At 27.9% G+C, this 24,503-nt stretch carries 23 protein-coding genes; 19 read left to right on the top strand and 4 right to left on the bottom strand.

The window, feature by feature from the left end:
* Window positions 1-63: 63 nt before the first annotated feature.
* Window positions 64-1,344 (bottom strand): ankyrin repeat domain-containing protein, encoded by a 1,281-nt coding sequence (locus QZ306_RS07380; RefSeq protein WP_295162628.1) that lies wholly within the window; start codon window positions 1,342-1,344, stop codon window positions 64-66.
* Between the two features lie 155 nt (window positions 1,345-1,499).
* On the opposite strand from QZ306_RS07380, the gene QZ306_RS07375 reads away from it, so the two are divergent.
* The 7 genes from QZ306_RS07375 to dnaA all read left to right on the top strand — a co-directional run bounded on the left by QZ306_RS07375 (window position 1,500) and on the right by dnaA (window position 6,290).
* On the top strand, window positions 1,500-2,072 hold the full coding sequence (locus QZ306_RS07375) for an HD domain-containing protein (protein WP_295162626.1): 573 nt from the start codon (window positions 1,500-1,502) through the stop codon (window positions 2,070-2,072).
* A gap of 24 nt (window positions 2,073-2,096) precedes the next feature.
* Entirely contained in the window at window positions 2,097-2,738 is a 642-nt protein-coding gene (locus QZ306_RS07370; RefSeq protein ID WP_295162624.1) for an isochorismatase family protein, read from the top strand.
* Window positions 2,735-3,268 (top strand): methylated-DNA--[protein]-cysteine S-methyltransferase, encoded by a 534-nt coding sequence (locus QZ306_RS07365; protein WP_295162622.1) that lies wholly within the window; start codon window positions 2,735-2,737, stop codon window positions 3,266-3,268. The genes QZ306_RS07370 and QZ306_RS07365 overlap by 4 nt, the downstream gene beginning before the upstream one ends.
* A gap of 16 nt (window positions 3,269-3,284) precedes the next feature.
* Window positions 3,285-3,839: a GNAT family N-acetyltransferase gene (locus tag QZ306_RS07360; RefSeq protein ID WP_295162620.1), complete on the top strand. Its 555-nt coding sequence runs from the start codon at window positions 3,285-3,287 to the stop codon at window positions 3,837-3,839.
* A gap of 75 nt (window positions 3,840-3,914) precedes the next feature.
* Window positions 3,915-4,211, top strand: a complete 297-nt coding sequence (locus QZ306_RS07355) for a hypothetical protein (RefSeq protein WP_295162618.1) — start codon at window positions 3,915-3,917, stop codon at window positions 4,209-4,211.
* Window positions 4,212-4,464: 253 nt separating this feature from the next.
* Entirely contained in the window at window positions 4,465-4,812 is a 348-nt protein-coding gene (locus QZ306_RS07350) for a YkvA family protein (protein WP_295162616.1), read from the top strand.
* Between the two features lie 104 nt (window positions 4,813-4,916).
* Window positions 4,917-6,290: a chromosomal replication initiator protein DnaA gene (dnaA, locus tag QZ306_RS07345; RefSeq protein ID WP_295162614.1), complete on the top strand. Its 1,374-nt coding sequence runs from the start codon at window positions 4,917-4,919 to the stop codon at window positions 6,288-6,290.
* A 146-nt stretch (window positions 6,291-6,436) separates the two neighbouring features.
* Here dnaA and QZ306_RS07340 read toward each other — a convergent pair whose 3' ends face one another.
* Window positions 6,437-7,432, bottom strand: coding sequence for a diguanylate cyclase (locus QZ306_RS07340; protein WP_295162612.1), 996 nt, complete (start codon window positions 7,430-7,432; stop codon window positions 6,437-6,439).
* A 184-nt stretch (window positions 7,433-7,616) separates the two neighbouring features.
* Between QZ306_RS07340 and QZ306_RS07335 the strand changes: the two genes are divergently transcribed.
* From QZ306_RS07335 to QZ306_RS07310, 6 genes are all read left to right on the top strand, one after another.
* Entirely contained in the window at window positions 7,617-8,501 is an 885-nt protein-coding gene (locus QZ306_RS07335) for a toxin A (RefSeq protein WP_295162610.1), read from the top strand.
* Between the two features lie 21 nt (window positions 8,502-8,522).
* Window positions 8,523-9,617 carry an FtsW/RodA/SpoVE family cell cycle protein gene (locus tag QZ306_RS07330; protein WP_295162608.1) on the top strand — a complete coding sequence of 365 codons (1,095 nt, stop codon included), beginning with the start codon at window positions 8,523-8,525 and terminating at the stop codon, window positions 9,615-9,617.
* On the top strand, window positions 9,614-10,693 hold the full coding sequence (locus QZ306_RS07325; protein WP_295162606.1) for a UDP-N-acetylglucosamine--N-acetylmuramyl-(pentapeptide) pyrophosphoryl-undecaprenol N-acetylglucosamine transferase: 1,080 nt from the start codon (window positions 9,614-9,616) through the stop codon (window positions 10,691-10,693). The genes QZ306_RS07330 and QZ306_RS07325 overlap by 4 nt, the downstream gene beginning before the upstream one ends.
* A 43-nt stretch (window positions 10,694-10,736) precedes the next feature.
* Window positions 10,737-12,125, top strand: a complete 1,389-nt coding sequence (murC, locus tag QZ306_RS07320; protein ID WP_295162605.1) for a UDP-N-acetylmuramate--L-alanine ligase — start codon at window positions 10,737-10,739, stop codon at window positions 12,123-12,125.
* Entirely contained in the window at window positions 12,100-12,240 is a 141-nt protein-coding gene (locus tag QZ306_RS07315; RefSeq protein WP_295162603.1) for a hypothetical protein, read from the top strand. The genes murC and QZ306_RS07315 overlap by 26 nt, the downstream gene beginning before the upstream one ends.
* A gap of 181 nt (window positions 12,241-12,421) precedes the next feature.
* A complete protein-coding gene (locus QZ306_RS07310) occupies window positions 12,422-12,589 on the top strand; it encodes a hypothetical protein (RefSeq protein WP_295162601.1) in 168 nt (55 codons plus the stop codon).
* 183 nt (window positions 12,590-12,772) lie between these two features.
* On the opposite strand, the gene QZ306_RS07305 is transcribed toward QZ306_RS07310, so the two are convergent.
* Both QZ306_RS07305 and QZ306_RS07300 read right to left on the bottom strand, forming a co-directional pair.
* Window positions 12,773-14,173, bottom strand: coding sequence for a hypothetical protein (locus QZ306_RS07305; RefSeq protein WP_295162599.1), 1,401 nt, complete (start codon window positions 14,171-14,173; stop codon window positions 12,773-12,775).
* A gap of 284 nt (window positions 14,174-14,457) precedes the next feature.
* Entirely contained in the window at window positions 14,458-15,384 is a 927-nt protein-coding gene (locus QZ306_RS07300; RefSeq protein ID WP_295162597.1) for a tyrosine-type recombinase/integrase, read from the bottom strand.
* A 304-nt stretch (window positions 15,385-15,688) separates the two neighbouring features.
* On the opposite strand from QZ306_RS07300, the gene QZ306_RS07295 reads away from it, so the two are divergent.
* The 6 genes from QZ306_RS07295 (at window position 15,689) to QZ306_RS07270 (ending at window position 24,467) form a co-directional block, all read left to right on the top strand.
* Complete coding sequence (locus tag QZ306_RS07295; protein ID WP_295162595.1) at window positions 15,689-18,292, top strand: ABC transporter substrate-binding protein; 2,604 nt, start codon at window positions 15,689-15,691, stop codon at window positions 18,290-18,292.
* A gap of 93 nt (window positions 18,293-18,385) precedes the next feature.
* On the top strand, window positions 18,386-20,242 hold the full coding sequence (locus QZ306_RS07290) for an ankyrin repeat domain-containing protein (protein ID WP_295162593.1): 1,857 nt from the start codon (window positions 18,386-18,388) through the stop codon (window positions 20,240-20,242).
* Between the two features lie 491 nt (window positions 20,243-20,733).
* The gene (locus QZ306_RS07285; RefSeq protein ID WP_295162591.1) at window positions 20,734-21,348 is read left to right on the top strand and encodes a hypothetical protein; all 615 of its coding nucleotides are present in this window, start codon (window positions 20,734-20,736) and stop codon (window positions 21,346-21,348) included.
* Between the two features lie 23 nt (window positions 21,349-21,371).
* The gene (locus QZ306_RS07280; protein WP_295162589.1) at window positions 21,372-22,808 is read left to right on the top strand and encodes a hypothetical protein; all 1,437 of its coding nucleotides are present in this window, start codon (window positions 21,372-21,374) and stop codon (window positions 22,806-22,808) included.
* Window positions 22,809-22,871: 63 nt separating this feature from the next.
* Window positions 22,872-23,810, top strand: coding sequence for a methionyl-tRNA formyltransferase (gene fmt / locus QZ306_RS07275; protein ID WP_295162587.1), 939 nt, complete (start codon window positions 22,872-22,874; stop codon window positions 23,808-23,810).
* Window positions 23,811-23,834: 24 nt separating this feature from the next.
* Window positions 23,835-24,467, top strand: coding sequence for a PASTA domain-containing protein (locus tag QZ306_RS07270; protein WP_295162585.1), 633 nt, complete (start codon window positions 23,835-23,837; stop codon window positions 24,465-24,467).
* Window positions 24,468-24,503: the final 36 nt, after the last annotated feature.

Here is a 24,503-nt window from a genome sequence, read left to right as displayed (position 1 = left end):
TCAGGCTTTTTGCTTATATAAATTAAAAAAATAATTTATAATAAAACTTAAATACTGTAATTATTAATCCAGAGTTTCAAGTCCCAATAATTTTTTTATTTCTTTATTGTTTGTTTTTTTTGCCAAATTTACTGTATCAATATCTATTAATGCATTGCTTCTTATAAGTATTCTGCATATCTCTAAATTGCCGTTTTCTACTGCCGTATATAACGGCGTATATCCGTTTTTATCTTTTATATTAACATAAGCCCCATTTTTTAACAGATTTGATGCTAAAGATAAATTATTATTTTTGACAGCTGTATGAATAGGGGCATATCCGTTATGAATATTATTTAATTCTGATTTTGCATTTATTAAAATATCAGATATTTCATTATCATTATTAATAACCGATATATTCAAAGCTGATTGATTTTTATTATTTAATGTATTTACATCGGCATTATATTTTATTATATGATTTATAACTTCTATATATTCATTTCTTGATTTGCCTGAATTTATTACGGCTAAATGCAATGCAGTATTTCCTTCTTTATCTTTTATATTAGGATCGGCATTTTTAGATAAAAGTAAATTGACACTTTCAATTAATTTATCAGAATTATTTTCTACTGCATAATGCAAAGATGTTTTGAAATCGGCATTTGTATTATTAATATCGGCTCCTAATTTTATAAGTTCGTATGCCGCTTCAACGGATCCGTTTCCAACCGCATAATGAAGCATTGTATTAGTATCTTTTGTATCAACATCTATTCCAAGATTTTTTACCAAATAATTTATATTTTCTTTATTATTTCCTATAGCCGCATATTTTATTAATGATATAACATCTTCGCTGTTCATAAGAAGATATATGTTTTTATTCAGATAAAGCTCAAGTATTTTTGAGTTTGCATATTGAGATGCTATAAACTCGCTTCTTGGTTTTTCTTTTATTTTAAAATTAATACATGCTCCTAAATCCATCAGTAATTTTACGCTTTCATAATTATTATTAATAGCAGCAATATCCATAGCGGAGCAGTATGAAGCATTTATATATTTATTATCTTTTTGTATTTCTGCATTATCTTCCAATAATATATTTAAATCCGTATACGGCGAGTTTTTTAGTACATTGATAGAAGAAGCCTGATTATTTTCAGCGGCTATATGTATAAGATAGTATCCTCTTTCATCTTTAATATTAGGATTTATATTTTGAGATAATAGATTTTGTATAGTTCTGATATCTCCTGTTTTTACAGCATTAATCATTTTATTTTCGTTTTCTGCTGCTGAGTATAGAGTAATAATATTTATGAATAATGTTAGTATTATGATTTTTTTCATATTTTTTCCGTATAAAGTTATATTTTTATAATCATCGTTTTTATATATGTTTTTATTATAACTTTTTTATGATATTTATAAATATATAATAATAAAAAATATTGAAAAATAGAAAAATATAATATATACTTATAACAATGCTTGGAGGTTTTTAAATGGCTAGTATAGAAAGAGATAAAGCTGTTGAACTATTTAAAAAATATAATAAAGAACATTCATTATTTAAGCATGCATTATCGGTGGAAGCTGTTATGAGATATTTTGCTGAAAAAAACGGAGAAGATGAAGATGAATGGGGTATGGTAGGATTTCTGCATGATATAGATTATGAAAAATATCCCGATGAGCATTGCATTAAAGTTAAAGAAATATTAGAAAAAGAAGGACTCCCTAGCAGTTTTATAAGAGCCGTTCAAAGTCATGGCTATGGAATATGTACCGATATTGAGCCTTTAAGCAATATGGAAAAAACTTTATATGCGGTTGATGAGCTTGCAGGGTTTATTACAGCATGCGCCTTAGTAAGACCTTCAAAGAGCCTAGATGACATGGAAGTAAAATCTGTTAAGAAAAAATTAAAAGATAAGGCTTTTGCAGCTAAAGTTGATAGAACTATCATAAATAAAGGTGCCGATATGCTGCATGTTGATATAGACTATCTTATAAAAGAAACAATAAAGGCGCTTATTACCATACAGGAAAGTATAGGACTTAAAAAGATTTCATAATATTAATGTTTACGGATTTAAGTTATGAGCAGAATAAAGATATTAACTATAGTAGATATGCAAAATGATTATATGGAAGGCGGTCCTATGGCGGTAAAAGGAGCTTCCAAACTTGTATCTATAATAAATGATCTTATAAAGAACGGAGAATATGATGCCATAATTGCAACTCAGGATTGGCATCCGTCTAATCATATATCTTTTGCTTCAACTCATGATAAAAAAAATTTTTCAAAAATAAAAGTTATGGATCAGGATACTGGAGATGAGGAAATTATTACTTTGCTGCCTAGACATTGTGTTGCAAGAACTTACGGCTCTGCCATAGTTAACGGTCTTAGAAAAAAAAGAGATTACATATATGTACAAAAAGGAGTTGATGCCGACGATGAAGGCAATTCAGGCTTTTCCTATATGCATAAAGAGTTTATTGATGCTGCAAGAGAAAATAAAGAAACTCTGATACTTGATTTTGTCGGAGTTTCTCTTGATAACTGCATATTTTCTACGGCTAAAGATACGGCGGAATATGTGGCTTCCATTGATGCGGAATATTTAGTAAGCGTAAATGTTCTTGAGTATGCATCTGCAGCCGTTAATCATAATGTTATTGAAAGTTTATATGCTTCTTGTCCTCTTATTAATCTTAAGAAGGTTAGATTATGAAGATTATCAGGCTTGAAAAAAAAGAATATTATAATAAAGCCTATATTTATAAAAGCCCCATTAATGATTTAATAATAACTGCAGATAAGGATTATAAATATATAACTTCATTAGCATTTCATTTAAATGACAATCAAATTATTATGAAAAATGAGGAGCCTCTTTTAATAAAAAAAGCAAAAAAAGAATTGGATAATTATTTTTCAAAAAAATTGAAAGTATTTACAATACCTTTGGCTGTATATGCAACCGATTTTCAGTATAATGTTTGGATTGAAACTTCTAAAATACCTTTTGGAAAAACTCTTACTTATTCCGATATAGCTGAAAATATTTCAAATAAAAAAGGAAGCATAGCAAGAGCCGTAGGTACAGCTGAGGGAAGAAATAAAATATCTATTATTATACCTTGCCATAGGGTTGTAGGCTTAAATAAAAAATTAACGGGTTATGCAGGAGGATTATGCAGAAAAGAATATTTGCTTAGGCATGAGGGATTAAATATTTTGAACTCTGAAATTATAGTTTGACGGGACGGAAACTTATATGCTTAAAAAGACTTATAAAACTGACAGACTTTTTTTAGTTCAGCCTAATATAAATATAGCCTCCGAAATAACCGATTTTTATTTCAGAAATAAGGATTTTTTTAAAGATTTTGATCCTCTGAGACCAGATATTTTTTATAAGGTAAGCACACATAAGAATATTATTAAAAATGAGATTGAAGAAATAAAAGACGGAAGAATGCTTAAATTCTGGATTTTCAAGATAGAGGATAAAAAAAGTATCATAGGAATGATTAGTTTTGTTAATATCTGTAAAGGTACTTTTTTGTCAGCTTCGGTAGGCTATAAATTAGATGAGGCGCAGCAGCATAAAGGATATATGACTGAGGCTTTGAATGCCGCATTAATAATAGTATTTAAAGAACTCAGACTTCATAGAATAGAAGCCAATATTATGCCTCATAATAAGCCTTCATTAGGGTTGGCTAAAAGACTGGGATTTGAATATGAGGGGCTTGCAAAAAAATATTTAAAAATTAACGGCAAATGGGAAGATCATGTTCATATGACTATAATAAATGATGAGGTTTAATTTTAAGATTATAAAAAATTAATTAATATATAATCTTATATATTAATTATAAAAAACTATTTATGGAGTATATAAATGTCTGTAAAATGTGTTTGGTGCGGAGAAAAAATAGAAGAAATACAAGGCAAAGCCACTATGGATACCTGCGATGAATGCGAAGATTTCTTTGAAGAGCATATTGATGATATAGCTCAGTCTTTGAATGAACTTCTTAAAAAAAATGAATTGTCGTCAAAACCTTCAGAAAAAAAAGCATGGATTAGTTATTCTCTTATAACGGCAATTCATATGCTGAGTTCTAAACCGCATATAGAGTTTAAAGATTCTAAATATAATAATATAATCTCAAGATGTAAAAATAATAATTTTTAAATGTTATTAAGCTTAAATTATAAAAATTGTAAACTTCTGGAATTCAAAGAATGATATAACCTTTAAGCGAACAATTTTTATTAGCAGCAATAAAAAATAATAAAGCGACTGCATGCCATTAAATAAAATTATTTATTTAATGGCTAAGGGTAGCAATAATAAAGAAATCAAATAATAATTTATAAGCTTGTATTATATTAATTAATGCGTTAAACTCTAAAATAACTTGAAGTTTTTAATTACGGAGTTTATTATGAACGATTTTGATAGTAATAAAAGAGAACCTGAAATAGCTAATAATAAAAAAAGTATGAAAAAAAATTCAATAGTCTCTTGGATTCCTTTTGTATTGGCTTTATTGTATACAATTTCTCCTATAGATGCAGTTCCTGATGCAATACCTGCGGCAGGCTTGGGCGAGGATATATTGCTTTTAATTATATCTGCTTTGCATGGCATTCAGAATACTTTTTTTGATGAAAATACCGCAGTATATAAAATTGTTAAATATATTAAATGGGGCATATTTATATTTGGAATTATAATAATATTAATATTGGTTCTTCTTATCATGTTTGTTTTTAAGGTTTCTTCAAATTAATAATTTTTATAATTATGATAACTTTAACAGTAATTTAACTTAAATATAAAAATACCGATTATAGAATAGCTTAAATATAATAATAGTTAATTAAAGATAGTGAAATGGAAGATATAAAAAAATATTGGAATGAATTTTTAGATATTATAAACGAAGAAAATGAGTTTGCAGCCGTTGCCCTCCTTAAAGGAAGCATATTAATAAGCGATGAGGAAGACAGAGCCAGTATAGTATGTTCGGGAGATTTTGCTGCTACTCATATAAAAAAAGATTTTCTGAAAAGAATAAAAGATTTTTTTGAAGATAAATTGGGCAGAAATATATGCATAGATGTAAAAGTCGATTCTATGCTTGTAAGCGAACATTTATATTTTGAAGAAATTGAAGAAAAAAAAGAAATAATTTCAGATAAAAATATATCCGATGCTTCGAAAAAAGAATCTGCGAATAATAAAACTAATTTAAATAAATATTTCAGATTTGACAACTTTATACAGGGTAATAATAACAGATATGTATTTGAGGCTGCAAAATATGTGTCTTCCAATCCCGGAAAAGAATATAATCCTCTTTATATATACGGAAGTGTGGGAATAGGCAAGACGCATTTACTTCAGGCTATAGGCAATACATATATTGAAAATAATAATAATGCCAAAGTTCTTTATATAGACGGAAGCGGATTCAGAGATGAGTATGTGTTGGGACTTAGAAATAAAAAACCTGATATTTTTAAAAGAAAATATAAGTCTTTAGATATGCTTTTATTAGATGATTTGCAGCTTCTGGAAAGTGCTCAGGAGACATCTAAAGAATTATTTGAGATATTTCAGGCTTTGGATAATTCTTCAAAACAGATGGTATTTGTAAGCGATAAGCCTCCTAAAGAATTAAGAAATATTGAATCCAGATTAAAAAACAGATTTGAAAAGAGTCTTATACTTTCAATAGAGCCGCCTCAGTATGAAACAAGGCTTGCCATAATAGAAAGAAAATTATCCGATTTGCATACAGATATAGACAAGGAAGTTATGAAATATATGGCAGAGAATATAACTACCGATGTAAGAAAGATAGAAGGCGCTATAAGGGCTTATTTATCCGTACGGGATTTAATGAAAATAACTCCCGATATAGAGCAATGCGAAAAATTGGAAATATTTAAAGACTATTTCACAAATAAGCCTAGATTAAAAAATGCCACTATAAGAGAAATAAAGAAAATAGTTGCAGATTATTACGGCATAGAAGCATCATTATTTGAAAGCAGGGATAGAACTAAGTTTATATCAAAAGCCCGTCATGTTGCAATATATTTGGCATGCGAATATTCTAAAAAATCTGTTACTGAAATAGGATTGGATTTTAACAGAGATCATGCTTCAGTAATACATGCCAGAGATAAGGTTAAAGATGAATTAAAAAACGGCTCGCATTTATTTTCAGAAATTAATGATATTATCTCAAGTATTTCATAATAATATTAAAAAAATATTGACTTTTATATAATTTTATATATAATTTAGGAGTATTGTTAAATTAATACAATTTTTCATAAACCTCCGTATCACCCTGTTGACTTTTATCAGGGTGATACTTTATACCCTTAACGGCTTAAAATATCTTAATTAATTATTACCTTATTTCTTCCAAGATGCTTGGCTTTATACATTGCAGAGTCCGCATTTTTAATGGTATATGCTATAGGTTTTTTAGAGGTTCCTTTATGTTCTGCTATGCCTATACTTACAGTTACATTTATGATAGTTGAACTGTAAGTAAATCTCTTTTTTTCTATGGTTTTTCTTATTCTTTCAGCCACTATATAAGCCTGCTCTTTTTTTGTGTTTGGACATATAACAATAAACTCTTCACCTCCGTAACGGATTGCAATATCGCTCTTTCTAAGCATATTAATATTTTCAGAACTATTATTTAAAAGTTTTCCTATTTCATTGAGCACAACATTTCCGCAGTCATGTCCGTATATGTCATTAATATCTTTAAAATGATCAATATCCATAAATATTATAGATATGCTGTATTTGTATCTCTTGGCTCTTTCAACTTCTTTTTCTATTATTTTATTAAAATATCTGACATTAAATAATCCTGTGAGAGTATCTATAGTGGACTGAGCATGAAGGCTGTCAATTTCTTTCATCAATTTTTTTATTATTTTATCTTTTTCTATAGATGATTTTTTTTTTATATCATTAATGGCAAGACTCATATTTCTTACCCTTATTTTTACTATATTTTCAAATAGGTCGTATATATTGACAATTCCTATAGGATAATTATTATTATTTATTACTATTAAATAATCTATTTTATTTTCTTTCATAGTATCAAATGCTGATGTTATATCATCTTCAGGATGTGCTATTATGAGTTTTTTATTCATAAAATGCGATACTTCTTTATCAAGTATATTTTTTGAATCTTTTTTAGTTATATTTTTTAAGATATTTACTAAAAGCTCATCATAATTAATGATACCTACTATTTTATCAGAATTGTTAATAACAGCCAATATTTTATTAGAAGATTTAGATGCAAAGAGTGCAAGCTCTAATAAAGTGGAGTCTTTTTTTATAACTCCTATTCTGTTATCCATTATCGACTTGATAATATTGTTATACATTATGAAATATACCTTGATAATATACTCTATGATAATATTAACATATATACATTTTTTTTCAATCTATTTAAAATGGTATTTTTTATCTTGATTTTTTTATTTTATGAAGTATCATATTAAAAAGTTTCATAAGTATATATATGTATTTGAGATTTAAATGAAAAAAATGAAAATTTTTATAGTATTATTATTTATATGTTCAAAAATTGTTTTTGCAGATATAAATACTATTTTTAATATGGATATATATGAAAGGCGGTTATCGGTTGATACAAATAATGGTATTTACAGCAATGAACTTTTTATAGAGCAAGCCGCTTTGGGAGGATTTAATCATATAAAATTTAATTTTGAAACAAGACTATATTACAGATTATATCTTTATAAAAACTCCGCAGATTTTTTATTTAAAGAAACGAAAGCTGATTTCGGCATAGAAAATAACTTTTCATTATCATCGGATATGATAGGCTTATTTGCCGATATAAAGCCGTTATCATTTTTCGGAATAAGGTTAAGCGGGTATGCCGATTTTATGTTTAATATTATGAATTTCGGATATGCGGGGTTTAACAGCAAAGATGTCGGCTATTCTTTTGATGATTTGTATGCTATGAAAAAGGGAAATTCTTTCGGTTATATAATAAATATTTCTCCTTATTTTATATTTAAGTTTAACAATTTTATTTTAATAAATAATCTTAATATGTCTTATGTGAATGTCGGAGATAAAAAATACTACTATGATCCCAGAACTTCAATACTGCATGAAAAAAGCGAGTTTGAATTAGTTAATGATTTTTTTCTTTTAGGCAGGATTAGCTTATTTTATATAGGCGGATATTACGGACTTACATATTTAATTAATTCAAAACATTTATCTCATAAATTCGGCATAGCTTCTATACTTAATTTTAAATTTTTAAAAGAAACTTTAATTTTTAATATTGGGGCGTCGGCAGGATTGCATGTCGGTCTTCCTTATTATAATAATACAACATTTATAGAATTAAAAATGTCATTAGCTTATAAGATATTATAAAAGAAGAGTATTTATATTAATATGTTAAATAGAAAATTATTTCCTGATAAATATTTATTGATTATATATGTGGCGCTTCTTGTGGCTGGGCTGGTTTCTATATACGGAGCTCAGACAATACATGAGCCTAATACTTCATATTTTTCTAATCATTTAAAATTATTATCATTTATGCTTATATTAACTGTTTTCATACTTATTATTCCAGACTTCTTTTCTTTTTTAGATAAGATGGTTCCTATTATACTTCTTTTTACACTGATACTGCTTGTATGGGTTTATTTTTTCGGAATAACAGTTTCAGGAAGTTATGCCAAAAGATGGCTTCTTCTTCCTTTCGGAATTACCATACAGCCTTCGGAGATAGCTAAAATAACATGCAGTATATATTTTGCAAGTGTGCTTAGTAAAAAGGGGGAGAAATTAATAGATATAAAAAAAGGATTATTTCCTCCTCTATTAATATTAATATTAGTTTCGGGACTTATTTTAATAGAACCTGATTCAGGCACGGCGCTTTTATTTTCCATAGTTGGTTTTTCTATATTCTTTTACGGAGGCATACCATTAAGATCCATATTTATTTCAGGAATTTTTCTTGCCGTACTATTTTTTATATTTATTTTTAATACTCCTTATATGAAAAGCCGAGTTTTATCTTATTTATCTCCTCAGAATCAGCCTGAAGAGGAAATTTATCAGATTAGAAGAGCTAAATTATCATTTAATTACGGAGGCATTACAGGAATTCCAGACGAGGATATAAGAGATGTAAGCACGCATTTACCCGCAGCCTTAACTGATTTTATATATGCATCAATATCTCAGAGATACGGATTAATAGGCAATTTAATAATACTTATGCTGTTTTTATCTTTTACTATTAGGGGATTTATAATATCTTTGCGTACTGATGATTTGTTTTTAAAAAACCTCTCATTTGCTTTTACTATGTTCATAAGCGTACAGGCTTATTTAAATATAATGGTTGCAACTCTTATACTTCCGACTACTGGAATGACCCTTCCTATTATCAGCTATGGGAGAAATGCATTGGTGGTAAATATGATAATGATGGCTGTTTTATTAAAAATAACTCAAAGGATAGAACAATGAATATAATTTTATGCGGAGGCGGTACCGCAGGACATATTACTCCCGCTATTTCCATATATGATTATCTGAAAAAATTTGGACATAAGCCCAGACTTGTAGTGGCGCAAAGAGATTATCCTCTTATACCGGAATCTTATGATTTTAATACTATTAATATTAATTCTCCCGGAAATTTTCTAAAAAAAATAATATTTATATTAAAGTTTATACCCGCTTTAATTAAATCAGGAAGCATAATAAATAAGCATAAGCCCAGATGCATAATAGGTATGGGAGGATTTGTATCATTTCCAATGCTTTATACCGCCAAATTAAAAAATATACCAATATTTTTATGCGAGCAGAATTCCATACCAGGTAAAGTTAATAGAATATTTTATAAAGATGCTGAAAGAGCGTATCTGACTTTTTCAAAAACATTAGAGTTTATGCCTGATGGAAAAGTTTTTGGAAATCCTGTCAGAAATGATTTTTTTATTGTTCATAGAGAAAGCGCCAGAACAGTTATGAAATTAAAAGAAGAGGATAAGCTTTTAGTTGTTATGGGAGGCTCTCAGGGGGCATTAAAATTAAATGAGCTGTTCTTCGAATGCATAAAAGATATAAAAAATCATGTAAATAATCTGCATATAGTATGGCTTGCAGGTCCTAAATGGGCTTCGGATATAATATCTAAAGTTAATAATGCTAAGCTTGAGAATGTTTTTGTTCATAGCTATTATAAAGATATGGCAAATTTGCTTCATGCAGCAGATTTTGTAATATCAAGAGCGGGAAGCAGTTCTATAAGCGAAATATTGGTGGTGAATGCTCCTTCTTTATTAATACCGTTTCCTTATGCTGCAGATAATCATCAGTATTTTAATGCTTTGGATTTGCTTAATAAGGATATGGCTTATTTAATAGAAGAATCAGATTTGGATAAGGAAAAATTAGAAAATATTGTTATTAATAATTTAAATAATAGCGAGAGATTAAAAACTATGAGAGAAAATATTAAAAAGAATTTAAGCTTCAGATCCGTATCCTCAATAGTTGATGATATAATTAAAACTCTGGAAAAAAATAATAAATAAAATATCAATTGCTGTATTAAATACTAAATAATCGGGGAAAATAATGTTTGCGAAAATAAAAGAGAAAATACATTTTATAGGAATAGGCGGTATAGGAATGAGTGCCATAGCCAGTGTTTTAAATGCAATAGGCTTTATTATTACAGGCAGCGATTTAGTTAAAACTGCGAAAACGGAATCTTTGGAATCTTCAGGAATAAAGGTTTATTACGGACATAATGCAGGAAATATTGAAAATGATGTCTCCGCTGTTGTAACTTCGTCAGCTATCAGTATGACTAATGAAGAGATTATTGAGGCAAGAAAAAAAAAGATAACCGTTATATCAAGAGGAGAAATGCTTGCTGAAATTATGCGGTTAAGATACGGCATAGCGGTATCAGGTTCTCATGGAAAAACTACAACTACATCTCTTATCAGTCAGATAATGATGTATGCCAATCTTAATCCCATTTGTATTATAGGCGGAAATCATTTTAATTTAAAAAGCAATGCTTCCTGCAATGATCTGAAAAGCGAGTATATGGTATGCGAAGCAGACGAAAGCGACGGAAGTTTTTTAAGACTTTCCCCCGTTATTAATATAGTTACAAATATTGATAATGATCATTTAGATTATTACGGAAATGTTGAGGCTTTAAGAGTTGCTTTTTTAGAGTTTATTAATAAAGTTCCTTTTTACGGCTGTTCATTTTTATGCTTTGAAGATGATGTTGTAAGGGATTTATCTAAAAGCTTTAATAAAAAATATTATTCTTACGGTTTTAATAAAGAATATGATTTGTATGCGGATATAGATTCTGTAAGAACCGAAGAGCTTATTACATATTTTATAGCTTATCATAATAAAGAATGCTTGGGAGAGTTTTCAGTTCCTCTTATAGGAATGCATAATGTGCTTAATTCATTAGCATCTATAGGAGTCTGCATTCGTTTAGGCATAGATATTAATACAATAAAAGAAGGACTTAAAACTTTTGAGGGAGTAGGCAGAAGACTCAATAAACTCTATGATAAAGAAATAATACTATTTGACGATTATGCTCATCACCCTACGGAAATAAAGGCTACATTATCGTCTGTAAGAAATGCCTATAAAAACAGAAGAATAATATCCGTATTTCAGCCTCATAGATACAGCAGAACCGAATTGCTTTTAAATAATTTTGAATATGCTTTTAATGATTCTGATGAAGTTATTATAACTGATATTTATGCCGCAGGCGAAACTCCCATAGCGGGTATAAGCGGTAAGATTATATGTGATATTGTAAGAAAACAAAATAACAGCGTACGATATATAAAAAATATAGAAGAAGTATTGCCTTTGCTTGATAAAATAAAAAAAGAAGGAGATATAATACTTACCTTAGGAGCGGGCAATATAGTAAGGATTAGTAATGAATATGCCAGACAATTACAAAATAGTTGAAATATTTCTTAATGAAAGAAATATGGAATATTATATAAATTATACTTTTAGTGAATTCAGCAGATTTAATGTAAGCGGAAATATTGATTTATATATTGCTGTAAAAAATACATGATTTTTTGGAGCTTGCCGATTTCTTATAGTAAGAATGCAATAGATTATTTTGTTATGGGAGTACAAGCAAAGTTATAATTTCTGGTAGCGGATATAATGGAATAATAATATCATTAGAAGGCGAATTTGAGTTTTTTGAATTTTTAGAAGACGGTATCTTAAAATCTAATAGCTCCGCTGTTTTGGAGAGACTTTCTCATGAGGGCAGAATTAGAAATTTATCTGGTTTCGAATTTGCAGCTTTGGTTAATACAAGAATGGGAGCTGCTTTATATGATAAATTAGAATCTTTCGGAATATCTTTATTGAATTTTGTTGAGTCTGTAAAACTATTTGATAAAAGAGACTGAAGTATTTTAGAATTAAATAAAGACGAATATTCAAGCTTAACTTATAAGGACAAAAGATTTATAATTATTTTATCTGCCGTATTTAAGCTTAAGCAGTATTCTACTGAAAGTATTGATAATAGAATGGATTGGTTCAGATCTAAAGTCAATATTATGATTTTAAGATGATTGTATTTTTTATAATTAAGACGCTTTTATTTCAGACAGATAATTCCTAAAAATGGAAAATATTATATAATCTATCTTTACCTCATCTTTGAGAAAATTATCATACATATAATCTATTATTTCAGTATTCGTATCAATTTTATTAAAGCAGATATCATGCTTATATTTCAAAAAATCATATAAATCTAATATTTCTAAAATTTTTACAGGATAATATACGGAAGATGTACAGCTAATTATATCTTTGGAATCGAAACTTATTAAATACTGATATTCAAAATTAGGTCTTTTGGCTCTGATAGCGTCACATAAAGTAATGCCGACTCCATGCCCGTATCCGTAATATTCATGATGAAGTCCTACAGCTAAATTAATATCCTGATTATTTGATATAGAATATTTTAAATAGTTGTATGATTTAATGGAATGGGAGTATATTTTATTATTTTTATTTTTTAAAGGCAGATAATTTATAATTTCCGTAAGAGTAATATCATGCAGTAATGCCGCAATTGACATATTCACTATTTCAATATAATCAAATTGTCTTATGCCTAATTTAAATATATTATCCAGTTTTGATACATCTTTTAAAAATTTGTTTTTTCTGGATACTTTTGTATAGTAAGGCATATATTTATTTTTCCATTTGGCTCTTATTTTTGATAAGATTCCCATATTAATATTTTTATTGTAGAATATCATAAATTCTATAGTATTTATGAATAGTCTGTTGCTATGATCTATTATATTGCATCCTGTAAATCCTATAGTATCATTAAACATATTTTCTTTTTCATAACGCTTATTTAATAATATGAAAGCGCTTTCTGCAACACTTTTCATTAATTCTTCATAATTTATATTATATTTTTTTATTTCATCATATCCGTTTTCAGTATTTTCAGATATATTGCCTATAACATTTATTCTATGCATAAGTCCTAGTTTTATTAATATTTCACCTATAATTTTTGCGCTTTTTAAAGTAAACTTATCCTTATTTTCTTCAGTTTCTAATTCGGATATCAGGCTTTTTATATTTTCTATTCTGTCTGCATACGGCATAGATAATATCTCTTCAAGTATCTTTTCCTGTTCGGATGCTATATCTTCATCTGCATCTTTGCAGTTTGTAAAGATAGAATAAAAATAATCCTTATTATTTATTTCTTCAGGATCTATAAAAAACTCTATCATTTTCAAATAAGATTTATATATATAATAATCTGATTTTTCGAATAATATATTTAATTCGTTTTCAAATAAATAATCTATTTTATTGTAAGGTATTACATTTATAATACCGTTTTTATTTTTTGAGATAATTTCTATTCTGTCTTTTGATATCAATTCTTTATAAGCTTTTAATTGTTCTAATGATATTAATGCATAATTATCTAAATTGATTTTCATTTAACTGCCTGCTTAATTTATATATTAAAAATATTTATATGATATTATATATAAATGTATGATAAAATAAATATTTCAATTTAAAAAAATTGAAAAATAAAAAAAATTGTTATATTATTTAAATAGGTATTTAGCTATAAAGAAATAAATATAAGATGCATAATTATATATACTTGAGTATATTTTGTCATATTAAATAGTTATAAATATACTTTGCATTATTTAAAAAGTATTTATTATAAATCAACCATAATGCAAAACAGTAAATTATCAGCAGTAAAAAACTAATTATTAGAATGAGGATGAAATTTATTGTATACTTCAAATAGTCTTGAGTTTGTAACATGTGTATATTTTTGAGTAGTTGATATAGTTTCATGTCCAAGTAATTCCTGAACACCTCTTATCTCTGCATTATTATTAAGAAGATGAGTTGCGAAAGTATGTCTTAAAGTATGCGGAGAGAAATCTGTTAATATATTTGAATTTCTTATTAAACGCTTCATAGAAGTTCTTATGCTTCTGTCGCTTATAGGCTTTCCGAATTTATTTATGAATAGATAATCATTGTTTTGAGAATATTCTTTTTGAATGCTTCTTCTTTTTTCTATGTATATATCCCAATTTTCGTATACTATAGGCAGTATGGGTATATATCTGAACTTTTCTCCCTTTCCGCATATTCTTAATGTTTCGCTTCCTTTTTTTATCATACTAAGCTTTAATGAAGCAAGTTCCGATACTCTTAATCCTATTGCATATATAAATAATGCCATCATTTTATCTCTGATAAGAGTAAAATCTCCTTCATCATCAATAGATAATATATTATCTATATCATTTATTGATAAGAATTTAGCTATATGTTCTTCTCTTTTCGGACTTTTCATATCGGCTATTCTGGTTTTATCCGAGTATCCGTTTCTTATCAGATATTTATAAAATTTTTTAATAGATGATAAATGTCTTGACATAGTTGAATTTGTTAAAGATTTTTCCTTCAAGAATGTTAAATATTCTCTTACAGAATAATGATCCGCTTCTTCTAAGAAAATATTATTATTACTTAAAAAATCTAAATATTCTTTTAAGTCTTTATTGTAGCTGTTGATAGTATGCGCTGCAAAATTTAATGTCTGCAGATAATCGCTGAACTCTTCCAGTAAAATATATACTTTATCATTAAAAACATTATAATTTTGCATATTCATAATAGATCCTCATTGAAGTATAGAAATGTATCTGTATGAATTATTATCGAAAATTTAATTCATAAATTTATGAAGTATGTTAACTTGATATGATAATTATTAATTTTTTAGAATAATATTGCAATAAAAAAGATTAAGGAGTATGTATATAAATTTAAAAAGAAAGAAATACATATACTGTATTTGAGCTTTAATATAAATTTCAGTAAACTTCGCTTTAATTATTTTTTATATTATTGACATTTATTATTTATGCCGTTATTATATATTATGTTAAGTTCTTTTTATATAATGAGGCTTTATAATGAAATCAAATAATAAAATTTTAGATAAATTATCAATACTAATATTGCTGATATTATTTTCATGTTCGTATAATAATAAGAAAGAAGAAATAATTAAAACATACACAGGCGGAGCCTTAATAGATAAAATAATATATGAAGTAAGAACTGATATGACTATAGCTATTAAAGATGTGGCAGACGGAAGAGCCGATTTAATGGCAAGCGGAATAGACGGAGGTACTTATCTGTCATTAAATGAAAATGATTTAGAAAAGCTGGATACTTATGCAGTGCCTTCAGGATCTTGGAGTTTATTATTTAATCCTATACCTAATAAAGCACCTTATACTATTGATGCAAAAGACGGTAAAACTTATTTTAATCCTTTGGCTATAAGGGAAATAAGATTTGCAATGAATTTTTTAATTGACAGAAAAAAACTTATTGATGAAATTTTAAGAGGAGCTGGGGAGCCTTCATTTACTCAGGCAACACCAGGTCAGCCCGGAACCTACAGATATAATCTGATACCTTCAAAAATGGGTATGACTATTAACGGCAATGAGGAAAAAGCTATTAATGATATAAATAAAGCTATGGAGAAAGCCGCCGATTTGCCTGAAAACAGAGGGAAATTAAAAAAAGAAAACGGATGGTGGAAATATAATAATGATATTGTAACTGTTAAATTTGTTATAAGGGTTGATGATCCAACAGGCAGACTTCCCGCAGGCAGCGCCATATCCGATTTAATAGAAAAAACAGGAATAAAAGTAGAAAAATTATTATATGACAGAAATAAAGCAACTCAGGTTGTGTACGGTTCAGACCCTAAAAATTATGAATGGAATATCATTACAGAGGCTTGGGGTGCAGGAGCTACACGTGCTTGGTGGGATGTTTCATTAAGACAAATGTATGTAAAAGAAGGCAATTATATGCCTGGATGCAATATTTCGGAGTTTTGGAATTATGATAATAGAGAAGCTTCAAAAATAAGCGATAAGAATTCAAACGGCTGGTTTTTGACTGCTGAAGAGTATTGGAATGGAAATATGCGTCTGCAGGAAATTGGTCTTGAAGAAGCCGTACGGATATATTTAAACTCTCAGACTCAGTTTTTTGCGGCGAATAAAGATAGATTTAATAGCAGAATGCTTTACGGAGTTGGAGATGGAATTAATAGTTGGTCTATAAGAAGTGCAGATATAAAGCCTAACCGCAATGGAGAAAAGATATTAAGGGTGCTTCAGCATTCATCTCAGGGATCTTTATTTATAAGTCCTTGGGATCCTGTAGGCGTAGGCGGATTTTCTGATGCTTATTCTGCTATAATGATAGGTCCTTGTTCCGATGCAGGTGCCACATTTGAATCCCCATCTACAGCAAAAACTGAGTTTATATTAGGAGAAGCAGATTTAAATAGTTTGGAGATAGGCGTTAAAGCTGGAAATAACAATATACCTTCAGGTACAATAAAAGTTCCGAAAAATGCTAAAATGTATAATCCTTATACTCAGAAATGGGAGGAGGGTTTGTTTGTAAAAGTTAATGAGAAAGGTGAGTTAGTTTATAAAAAGTCAGATAATATTACCGCCTATGTGAAATGCAGCTTTAAGCCCAGAACTTTTAAATGGCATCATGGAATAGATTCGTCTTTAGCCGATTTAATGTACGGCAGCGTATTTATAGCAAATATTATAACAAAAACAAATGAGAATGATAAATATTATGATTCAGCTATGGCTGGAAGATATCTTTCGGCTATGGACGGTGCTGTAGGAAGTGTTTTAAATGATGACGGAAGCTTTACTCTTTATGGAAATTATTATTGGCCTATGGATATGAACAGGCAAATTGCAGCAGCTGCGGTAAGTCCTAAAATAGGAAATCCTAACAGAAATACCGTCATTCCATTTGAGATAAATGAAGCCATAATGAAAATAGTTTTGGAAGGATCAAAATCTGGAAATGTTTATACTATTTCTCAGGATCAGTCTTTAACTGCAATAGATGTTAAAAATATCACATGCGTATCGGATATAAAAGAAAAATTAATAGAGATGAGAGACAGCGGGTATATTCCTATAGGAATAGAAGACTTTATTACAAAAGAAGAGGCTGTAAAGAGATATCAGGCGGCTTACGATTTTATAGATAAATACGGACATGCCTATATATCAAACGGACCTTTTTTTATATCAAGAATAGATTCAAAGGCTAACTATATAGAATTAACCGCTTTTAAAGATTACGGATACAGCGCCCAGTATTGGATAGATAAATTATCAATGAAAATGAGCAGAATAGAGGATATTGAAATGCCTGCTATAGTAAATAAAAATAATGATATGAATATGGATATTTATGTATCTGTATACAATTATCCGAATAATGATTTTTATATGCCTGATTCTGATACAAAGGTAAAAGTATTGCTTCAATTGCAAAACGGAATTGAAAGAGAGTATAATGCTGTTTTGCATGATGATGTATTCAAGTTAACAATACCTAAAGAAGAATTATCTTCTATATCTAAAGGAAATTATATTGCCGTTATAGAATCTTATATTGCAGATGAAACGCCTTACATAGAAACCAGAAGTTTTGCATTACAATAAAGCGTTATATAATTTTTTATATGAAAGCCTTTTAATTTTATTAAAAATATGTTATTATAATCCAAATTTAATATTTCAGGAAATTATCAGTTTATGGAAAGTTTTAATAATAATAACTCTATAGAAAAAATAAATAAATCTAAAGAATTAGAAGAAAATAAAAAATATATATTTAAAGTAGCAGTAGTGGCTGGAGCTATTGTATTTGTGTTTCTTACAGGGGCTGGAATACTTGCGGGCTTGTTTTTGTTTATAAAAAATAAATCTGATATGGATAAAATGGTTAAAAAATATGAAATATACAGTGAGGAAATATATAATAAAAGATACGGCGATAAAGTTGTAAAAGAAATGGTTAATAATCATGCCGCTGATGTCAATAAAACGGACAATAATAATCAAAGCCCTTTATATTATGCTGTAAAAAATAATAATATTAAAGCCGTTAAATTTTTATTAGAAAATAAAGCCGATACGCAGAAGTATAACAATTCAGGCGTAACTCCGCTTATATTGGCAATAAGCAATAATAATGTAAAAATAGCTGAGCTTCTTATTAATGAAGGAAAAGCTAATATATACGGTTCTTATACAGGCAGCAATTTAGATAGATATCCTATGTATTATGCTGTATCTCAGACTAATAAAGCTATGATAAAGCTTTTATTGGATAATTCGTTTGATTTGAAAAGAGAGCCTTTGCTTTTGGGTTATGCGATTGAAAACAGCGATGAGAGTATAGTACGATATTTAATAGATAACGGTGCCGATATTAATTATAAAAATTCAGACGGTACAACTGTGCTTTATAATGCAGTTTTAGCTCTTAATTCTTCTTTAGTGGATTATTTTTTATCTAAAGGAGCTAAAATAGAAGATGCAGGAGAAAATGATGTACACGGAAATATAATAATGGCTGCTGCAGGATCCAGATTTAACAATATTTATTTTTCGCCTGCAGATTTGAAGTTATTATCAAGCTTATCTTCCGACAGTGCTGAGATAACAAAGAAAATAATCGCAAATATAAATAAAAACATATTAAACAAACTTGTTAATGGAAAAAATGCCTTAATAATAGCAAGCGGGAATTCATATATAGATACTGTAAAAATTCTTCTTGAGAATAATGCTGATGTTAATTCTTCCGATAATGAAGGCTGGACTCCTTTAATGTATGCCGCTAATAACGGAGATATTGAACTTGCTAAGATACTTATAGAAAATAAAGCCGATGTTAATGCGGAAAGCTATGATGAAAAAACTCCTCTTTTATATGCTATAAACAGTCCTATAGAATCAAGCAGAAACGATATGATAAAGCTTTTAATAGAAAACAAAGCGGATATAAATATGGAAGACAGCAGAGGCTTTAGTCCTTTGACAATAGCTGTTATGAATAATGATGTTGAGCTTACAAAATTATTAATATCAAATAAGGCTGATCTTTCTGTTGTAACAAAAGACGGAGAGAGTTTAATTGAATATGCAATTGATAATGATAATGTTGATTTGCTTCAGATATTGGTAGAAAACGGAGCAGATATAAATTATGCAGGAATATCAAGTTATACACCTTTGATGATAGCTTCAAAAAGCGGTGCTGAAAATATTGTAAGAATTCTTTTAACTCAGAAAATAGATATTAATGCAGCCGATAAATACGGAAACACATCTTTGCATATAGCATCGGAACATTCAGAACTTCCTATTGTCAGAATGCTGTTGGAAAAAAAACCAAATCTTAATATTCAAAATCAAAACGGCGACACACCTTTGCATAAGGCTGTTAATTCTGGAAATATTGATATAGTAAGCGAGTTAGTTTTATCCGGAGCTGATATTATGGTGAGAAACAACAGGGGAGAATATCCTATAGATATAGCCAGAAATAATAATAACAGCGCTATATTTGAAATTTTAAAAGAGGCTGAAGAAAGGCAAAATTGAAGCAATTATTATGTTTAGCATATCAGGCTTTTATTTCTTATTGGCTTCATTTTTGTCTATTTTTTCATATTTTCTAATTTTTATGCCTTTGTATTATTATATTTTAATGCCTTTATTTTTTATATTATATTGTGTTTTAGATAAATAAAGATATAAATATATTATTATTTATTTTTAGTATTATATTTTATATTTTATCAATAATTATTATTAGGACTTATTTTACAATATTCAGTTATACTTTTATGTTTTTTTCTTCTATAATACTTAATTCTATTTTTGCATTTCGTATAGAAAAAATAATAAATTTAAAAAAGAAAATATATTTAAGTATATGTATAGTAAATTTTTTATTTATATCAGGTTATTTTTTATTACTTTTAAATATCATTAAAAGAATTGTTCAAAAGTAATTTTTTTATTTATAAAGAATTATATAATTTATACCGTTAATAAAAGCAGTAATATTTTAATTTATAAGTTTTAAATGTATGAAGAAACTAATATTATTATTTATTTTTATATTTAGTATTAATCTATATCCTAAAATAGGTATGAAAGAATCAACTATAGTTGAAAAAAAAGATTACGGATATATAATTTATGCTGAAGATTATTATAGGCTTTATGCTTTGCCTTCTTATTATGCCGAGTATGATTTGCTTAGAAATGTAGATTATCTTGAAAGAGCTTTAAATGCGCCTTTTGATTTTGTTAATAGGGCTTTGGCTATAATAGAGACAGAAGAAGCTTACAGCAGATATAAAGATCTTATGCATATGCAGTTCAATTATCTGATAACTCAGAATTATATCTATATCGCAGGCCTTTATGATAAGAAAAATTATTATTTCTATAATTCGCAGTTTAAAGAAGATATAAAGAAAAGTCTTGAATATGCTGTATTTTTTTATAATTTAGCTAAAGAGAGATGGGCTGTTACAAAAGAATTAGCAGTTAAAGTTATGAGAAATAAGTCTAAATTAGAGATGGATAATTTAATTGATAAAGCGTATAAAATATCATTTAGCGAAATTGATTATAATAAAACAGCAGACAGGCAGCTTAAACATATCAAGGAAATTTTGCAGGAAATGGAAAATTAAAATATATTTTTTAGGAATTATTTATGTTTAAGGCAATGAATAAATATTATGAGATTAATTTTGATAAGATCATAGAAATGAAGGAAATGATAATTAAAGAAAATATAGAGCTGACCTGCGTTAATTCCAATGGTATAAGCATTATCATACCCGGAACCTCTATAGAAATTCTCTTTAATCAAAAAGATAATATTTTTATTAAAGATGCAAAGTTTTATATATCTTCATTTTCCACAAAGTTTTTTAATTTAAATAATCCAAACATCAATAAAAGCGCTGTAATTGACGGAACTGATGATAATAAATACGGGGAGTTTGAATATTTTTATCATATATATAAAAACTGCATATCTAATAATGATAAATTAAAGTCTGCCAATAATGATCTTTTAAAAAAAATAGTGGAAGAAAAAGCTTATAACAGACTGCATTTATTAAAACCTCATTTGGACCAGATAAAGCTTGAATCTAAAGCCCCTAAGGTTACAGCCGAGATTGCGGCAAATATAGAGCGTTTATTAACAGGAATGGGTATTATAGTAAGGCTGGATTTTATCAGACATTTGAAATATATAAAAAGCGCAGATAATAGCCACAGCGGTTTTACTGAAGAAACTAATATTATGGTTTTAAATATAATGAGTTCTGTAGTAGGCTGTTTGGAAAAAGATTATTTTTTCAGAGATATTTTTGATAGTTTGGATATGCTTGACGATTCAAATATATTAAGTCATAGCAATAGAGTATGCATACTTATGATAGAATTTTTATATTATTATAATAACCTATTTAATAAGGGTTTAAGCAATAAATTAAGACAGGATTATAAAAATATTTATTTAAATAAATACAAGATTATATTAGAGAGATTTAATATCATAAAAAATATAGAAAAATTAGAAAATGTATTCAGGCTTGGCATAAGAAAATTTACAAGCTCTGAAATCGTCAGTTATGCTGTAGGGGCTTTTTATCATGACACCGCTATGCTTAATATGACTGATTTTATTCCCTCAGATGATTTTATAAAAGACAAGGATTTTAAAGATTTTCATACCGTCAAAGCTTATTATTTTCTTAAATATATATTAAATCAGAAAGATGAAGCTTCTTTGATTGCAGGACTTCATCATGAATGCTATGATTACGGCAGCGGAATATTAAAGAATTTTATATATAAAAAAATAAATGATACTAGGCATAAAATTGATTTTCTAATGAGTTTTGAGCCTGAAGATATTATAAATGCAAATGTTCTCTCATATTTTCCTGCAAAAATGTTTGAGATTGTAGATATATACGATACTTTAAGCTTTATGGAAGGAAGAAGAAATAAAAATCCCAAAGATGTGGTATTATTTATGCAAAATATGTTTACGGAAGAAAAAATAGCCATAGATCCTATAATATTTGATTTATTTATTCAATTTTTAGAGGATATTAAAGGAATTGCTTTTTAACTCTGAAATCATTTATTTTATAATTATATTTGACTTTTCATTATAAAAATATATAATCGTCATATGTATAATGTTATAGTAGCAGGCTCAACAGATTTTACAAGAGATTGTATTTTGCAATTATTAAAAACAGATAATGTCAATTTAAGCGGAGTAATAGCTCCTATAGATACTAAAAAAGATAGAAAAGGGAATATTATTAATTCTCCTGCAGCAAATGCGGCTTTGGAAAATAATATTAAACTTTTTCAGCCTGAAAGTATTAATAAAGATGATTTTTATAATACTTTATGCGGTTTATGTCCTGATTTTTTAATAGTTGTAGCATATGGAAAAATTCTAAATAAAAGAACCTTATCGCTGCCTAAAATTATGCCTCTTAATATTCATGGTTCTCTGCTTCCGCTGCTTCGAGGTGCAAGTCCTGTAGAGCATGCATTACTTTACGGATTTGAAAAGAGCGGCACTACATTGCAGAAAATGGATATCAAACTGGACGAAGGCGATATTATACTTCAGCATGAAATTAATATAGACAAAGATTATCAGTTTACAGATTTGTATGATAAAATAAAAGAAAGCGGAGTTTATTTATTAAAAAAGTTTTTTAAAGATGTTGATAGGCATATATCCAATATGATAAAGCAGGATAATACTTTTGCAACATACTGTACTAAAATAAAAAAAGAAGACGGGAGAATTGATTTCTCTGAAGATGCTGTCAGCATTCATAATATGACAAGAGCTTTTGAAAGATGGCCTTCAGCATATTGTTTTTATAAAGATATATATATAAGAGTTTTTAAAAGCGGATATGTAAAAGATATGAATATAAAATCTGATTTCGGAAAAATAATTGATGTTAATAACAGCGGTATTTATATTCAGTCTCTTAACGGTATTTATATTATAAAAGAGCTTCAGAGAGAAGGAAAGAAGAGACAGACTGTAAAAGAATTTTTATGCGGAAACAAACCTGTTATAGGCGAATATTTTAATTAAAAAACAGGAGTGCGATTATATAATATGAATAAGATAAAAGATATGTTTAATAAATGTTTGTCATATATAAAAAAAATAATTAATAATGTATTGCCAAACGGTATAATTGAAGATCCAAAATCTTTTTTGGTATTTAAAAGATTAATAATTTTTGCCGTTTTCATTTTTGTTTTGCAGGGTTTTATTATTTCAATTATAGTTTTTATAATAGTAAAATCAGGCGGAGAGTCTTTTGTTTTGCCTGATGTGGAAGGAAAAGAAGTGTTTCAGGCATTTAATATAATGGAAAAAGAGGGAATGAATCTAAATGTACAGACACATTATTTTAATAATTACCCGTTAGGTACTATCGTAAGTCAGGAGCCTAAGGGAGGCATAAAAGTAAAGAGAGGAAGAACAGTTTATTTGGTTGTAAATGCTGAAGAACAGGTGCTTATTAAAATGCCTGATGTTACAGGTATGAAGTATGAAGATGCCGTAAGTTTAATTACAAATGAAATTCTCAGAACAATGACTAATGTCAGCTTACTTCCTAAAGTAGATATAAGCGATGATATGTATGAAAATAATATAGTATTATCTCAAATTCCTGCCGCAGATGAAGTTGTTAATATAAACAGCGAAATAATATTAACGGTTAACTCTAAAGAGCAATAAAATATATTTTATTTAAAGTAAAGAAAAGCATTTTTT

This window comes from uncultured Brachyspira sp., assembly GCF_910588665.1.
GTDB lineage: Bacteria > Spirochaetota > Brachyspiria > Brachyspirales > Brachyspiraceae > Brachyspira.
The sequence above is the reverse complement of the archived record's forward strand: the minus strand, read 5'-3'. Positions and strand labels throughout refer to the sequence as shown.

What these genes read in the sequence shown, in the direction of transcription:
- QZ306_RS07380 (WP_295162628.1), bottom strand. Translation starts at nt 1,344, where the DNA reads ATGAAAAAAATCATAATACTAACATTATTCATAAATATTATTACTCTA.
- QZ306_RS07375 (WP_295162626.1), top strand. Translation starts at nt 1,500, where the DNA reads ATGGCTAGTATAGAAAGAGATAAAGCTGTTGAACTATTTAAAAAATAT.
- QZ306_RS07370 (WP_295162624.1), top strand. Translation starts at nt 2,097, where the DNA reads ATGAGCAGAATAAAGATATTAACTATAGTAGATATGCAAAATGATTAT.
- QZ306_RS07365 (WP_295162622.1), top strand. Translation starts at nt 2,735, where the DNA reads ATGAAGATTATCAGGCTTGAAAAAAAAGAATATTATAATAAAGCCTAT.
- QZ306_RS07360 (WP_295162620.1), top strand. Translation starts at nt 3,285, where the DNA reads ATGCTTAAAAAGACTTATAAAACTGACAGACTTTTTTTAGTTCAGCCT.
- QZ306_RS07355 (WP_295162618.1), top strand. Translation starts at nt 3,915, where the DNA reads ATGTCTGTAAAATGTGTTTGGTGCGGAGAAAAAATAGAAGAAATACAA.
- QZ306_RS07350 (WP_295162616.1), top strand. Translation starts at nt 4,465, where the DNA reads ATGAACGATTTTGATAGTAATAAAAGAGAACCTGAAATAGCTAATAAT.
- dnaA (WP_295162614.1), top strand. Translation starts at nt 4,917, where the DNA reads ATGGAAGATATAAAAAAATATTGGAATGAATTTTTAGATATTATAAAC.
- QZ306_RS07340 (WP_295162612.1), bottom strand. Translation starts at nt 7,432, where the DNA reads ATGGATAACAGAATAGGAGTTATAAAAAAAGACTCCACTTTATTAGAG.
- QZ306_RS07335 (WP_295162610.1), top strand. Translation starts at nt 7,617, where the DNA reads ATGAAAAAAATGAAAATTTTTATAGTATTATTATTTATATGTTCAAAA.
- QZ306_RS07330 (WP_295162608.1), top strand. Translation starts at nt 8,523, where the DNA reads ATGTTAAATAGAAAATTATTTCCTGATAAATATTTATTGATTATATAT.
- QZ306_RS07325 (WP_295162606.1), top strand. Translation starts at nt 9,614, where the DNA reads ATGAATATAATTTTATGCGGAGGCGGTACCGCAGGACATATTACTCCC.
- murC (WP_295162605.1), top strand. Translation starts at nt 10,737, where the DNA reads ATGTTTGCGAAAATAAAAGAGAAAATACATTTTATAGGAATAGGCGGT.
- QZ306_RS07315 (WP_295162603.1), top strand. Translation starts at nt 12,100, where the DNA reads ATGCCAGACAATTACAAAATAGTTGAAATATTTCTTAATGAAAGAAAT.
- QZ306_RS07305 (WP_295162599.1), bottom strand. Translation starts at nt 14,173, where the DNA reads ATGAAAATCAATTTAGATAATTATGCATTAATATCATTAGAACAATTA.
- QZ306_RS07300 (WP_295162597.1), bottom strand. Translation starts at nt 15,384, where the DNA reads ATGAATATGCAAAATTATAATGTTTTTAATGATAAAGTATATATTTTA.
- QZ306_RS07295 (WP_295162595.1), top strand. Translation starts at nt 15,689, where the DNA reads ATGAAATCAAATAATAAAATTTTAGATAAATTATCAATACTAATATTG.
- QZ306_RS07290 (WP_295162593.1), top strand. Translation starts at nt 18,386, where the DNA reads ATGGAAAGTTTTAATAATAATAACTCTATAGAAAAAATAAATAAATCT.
- QZ306_RS07285 (WP_295162591.1), top strand. Translation starts at nt 20,734, where the DNA reads ATGAAGAAACTAATATTATTATTTATTTTTATATTTAGTATTAATCTA.
- QZ306_RS07280 (WP_295162589.1), top strand. Translation starts at nt 21,372, where the DNA reads ATGTTTAAGGCAATGAATAAATATTATGAGATTAATTTTGATAAGATC.
- fmt (WP_295162587.1), top strand. Translation starts at nt 22,872, where the DNA reads ATGTATAATGTTATAGTAGCAGGCTCAACAGATTTTACAAGAGATTGT.
- QZ306_RS07270 (WP_295162585.1), top strand. Translation starts at nt 23,835, where the DNA reads ATGAATAAGATAAAAGATATGTTTAATAAATGTTTGTCATATATAAAA.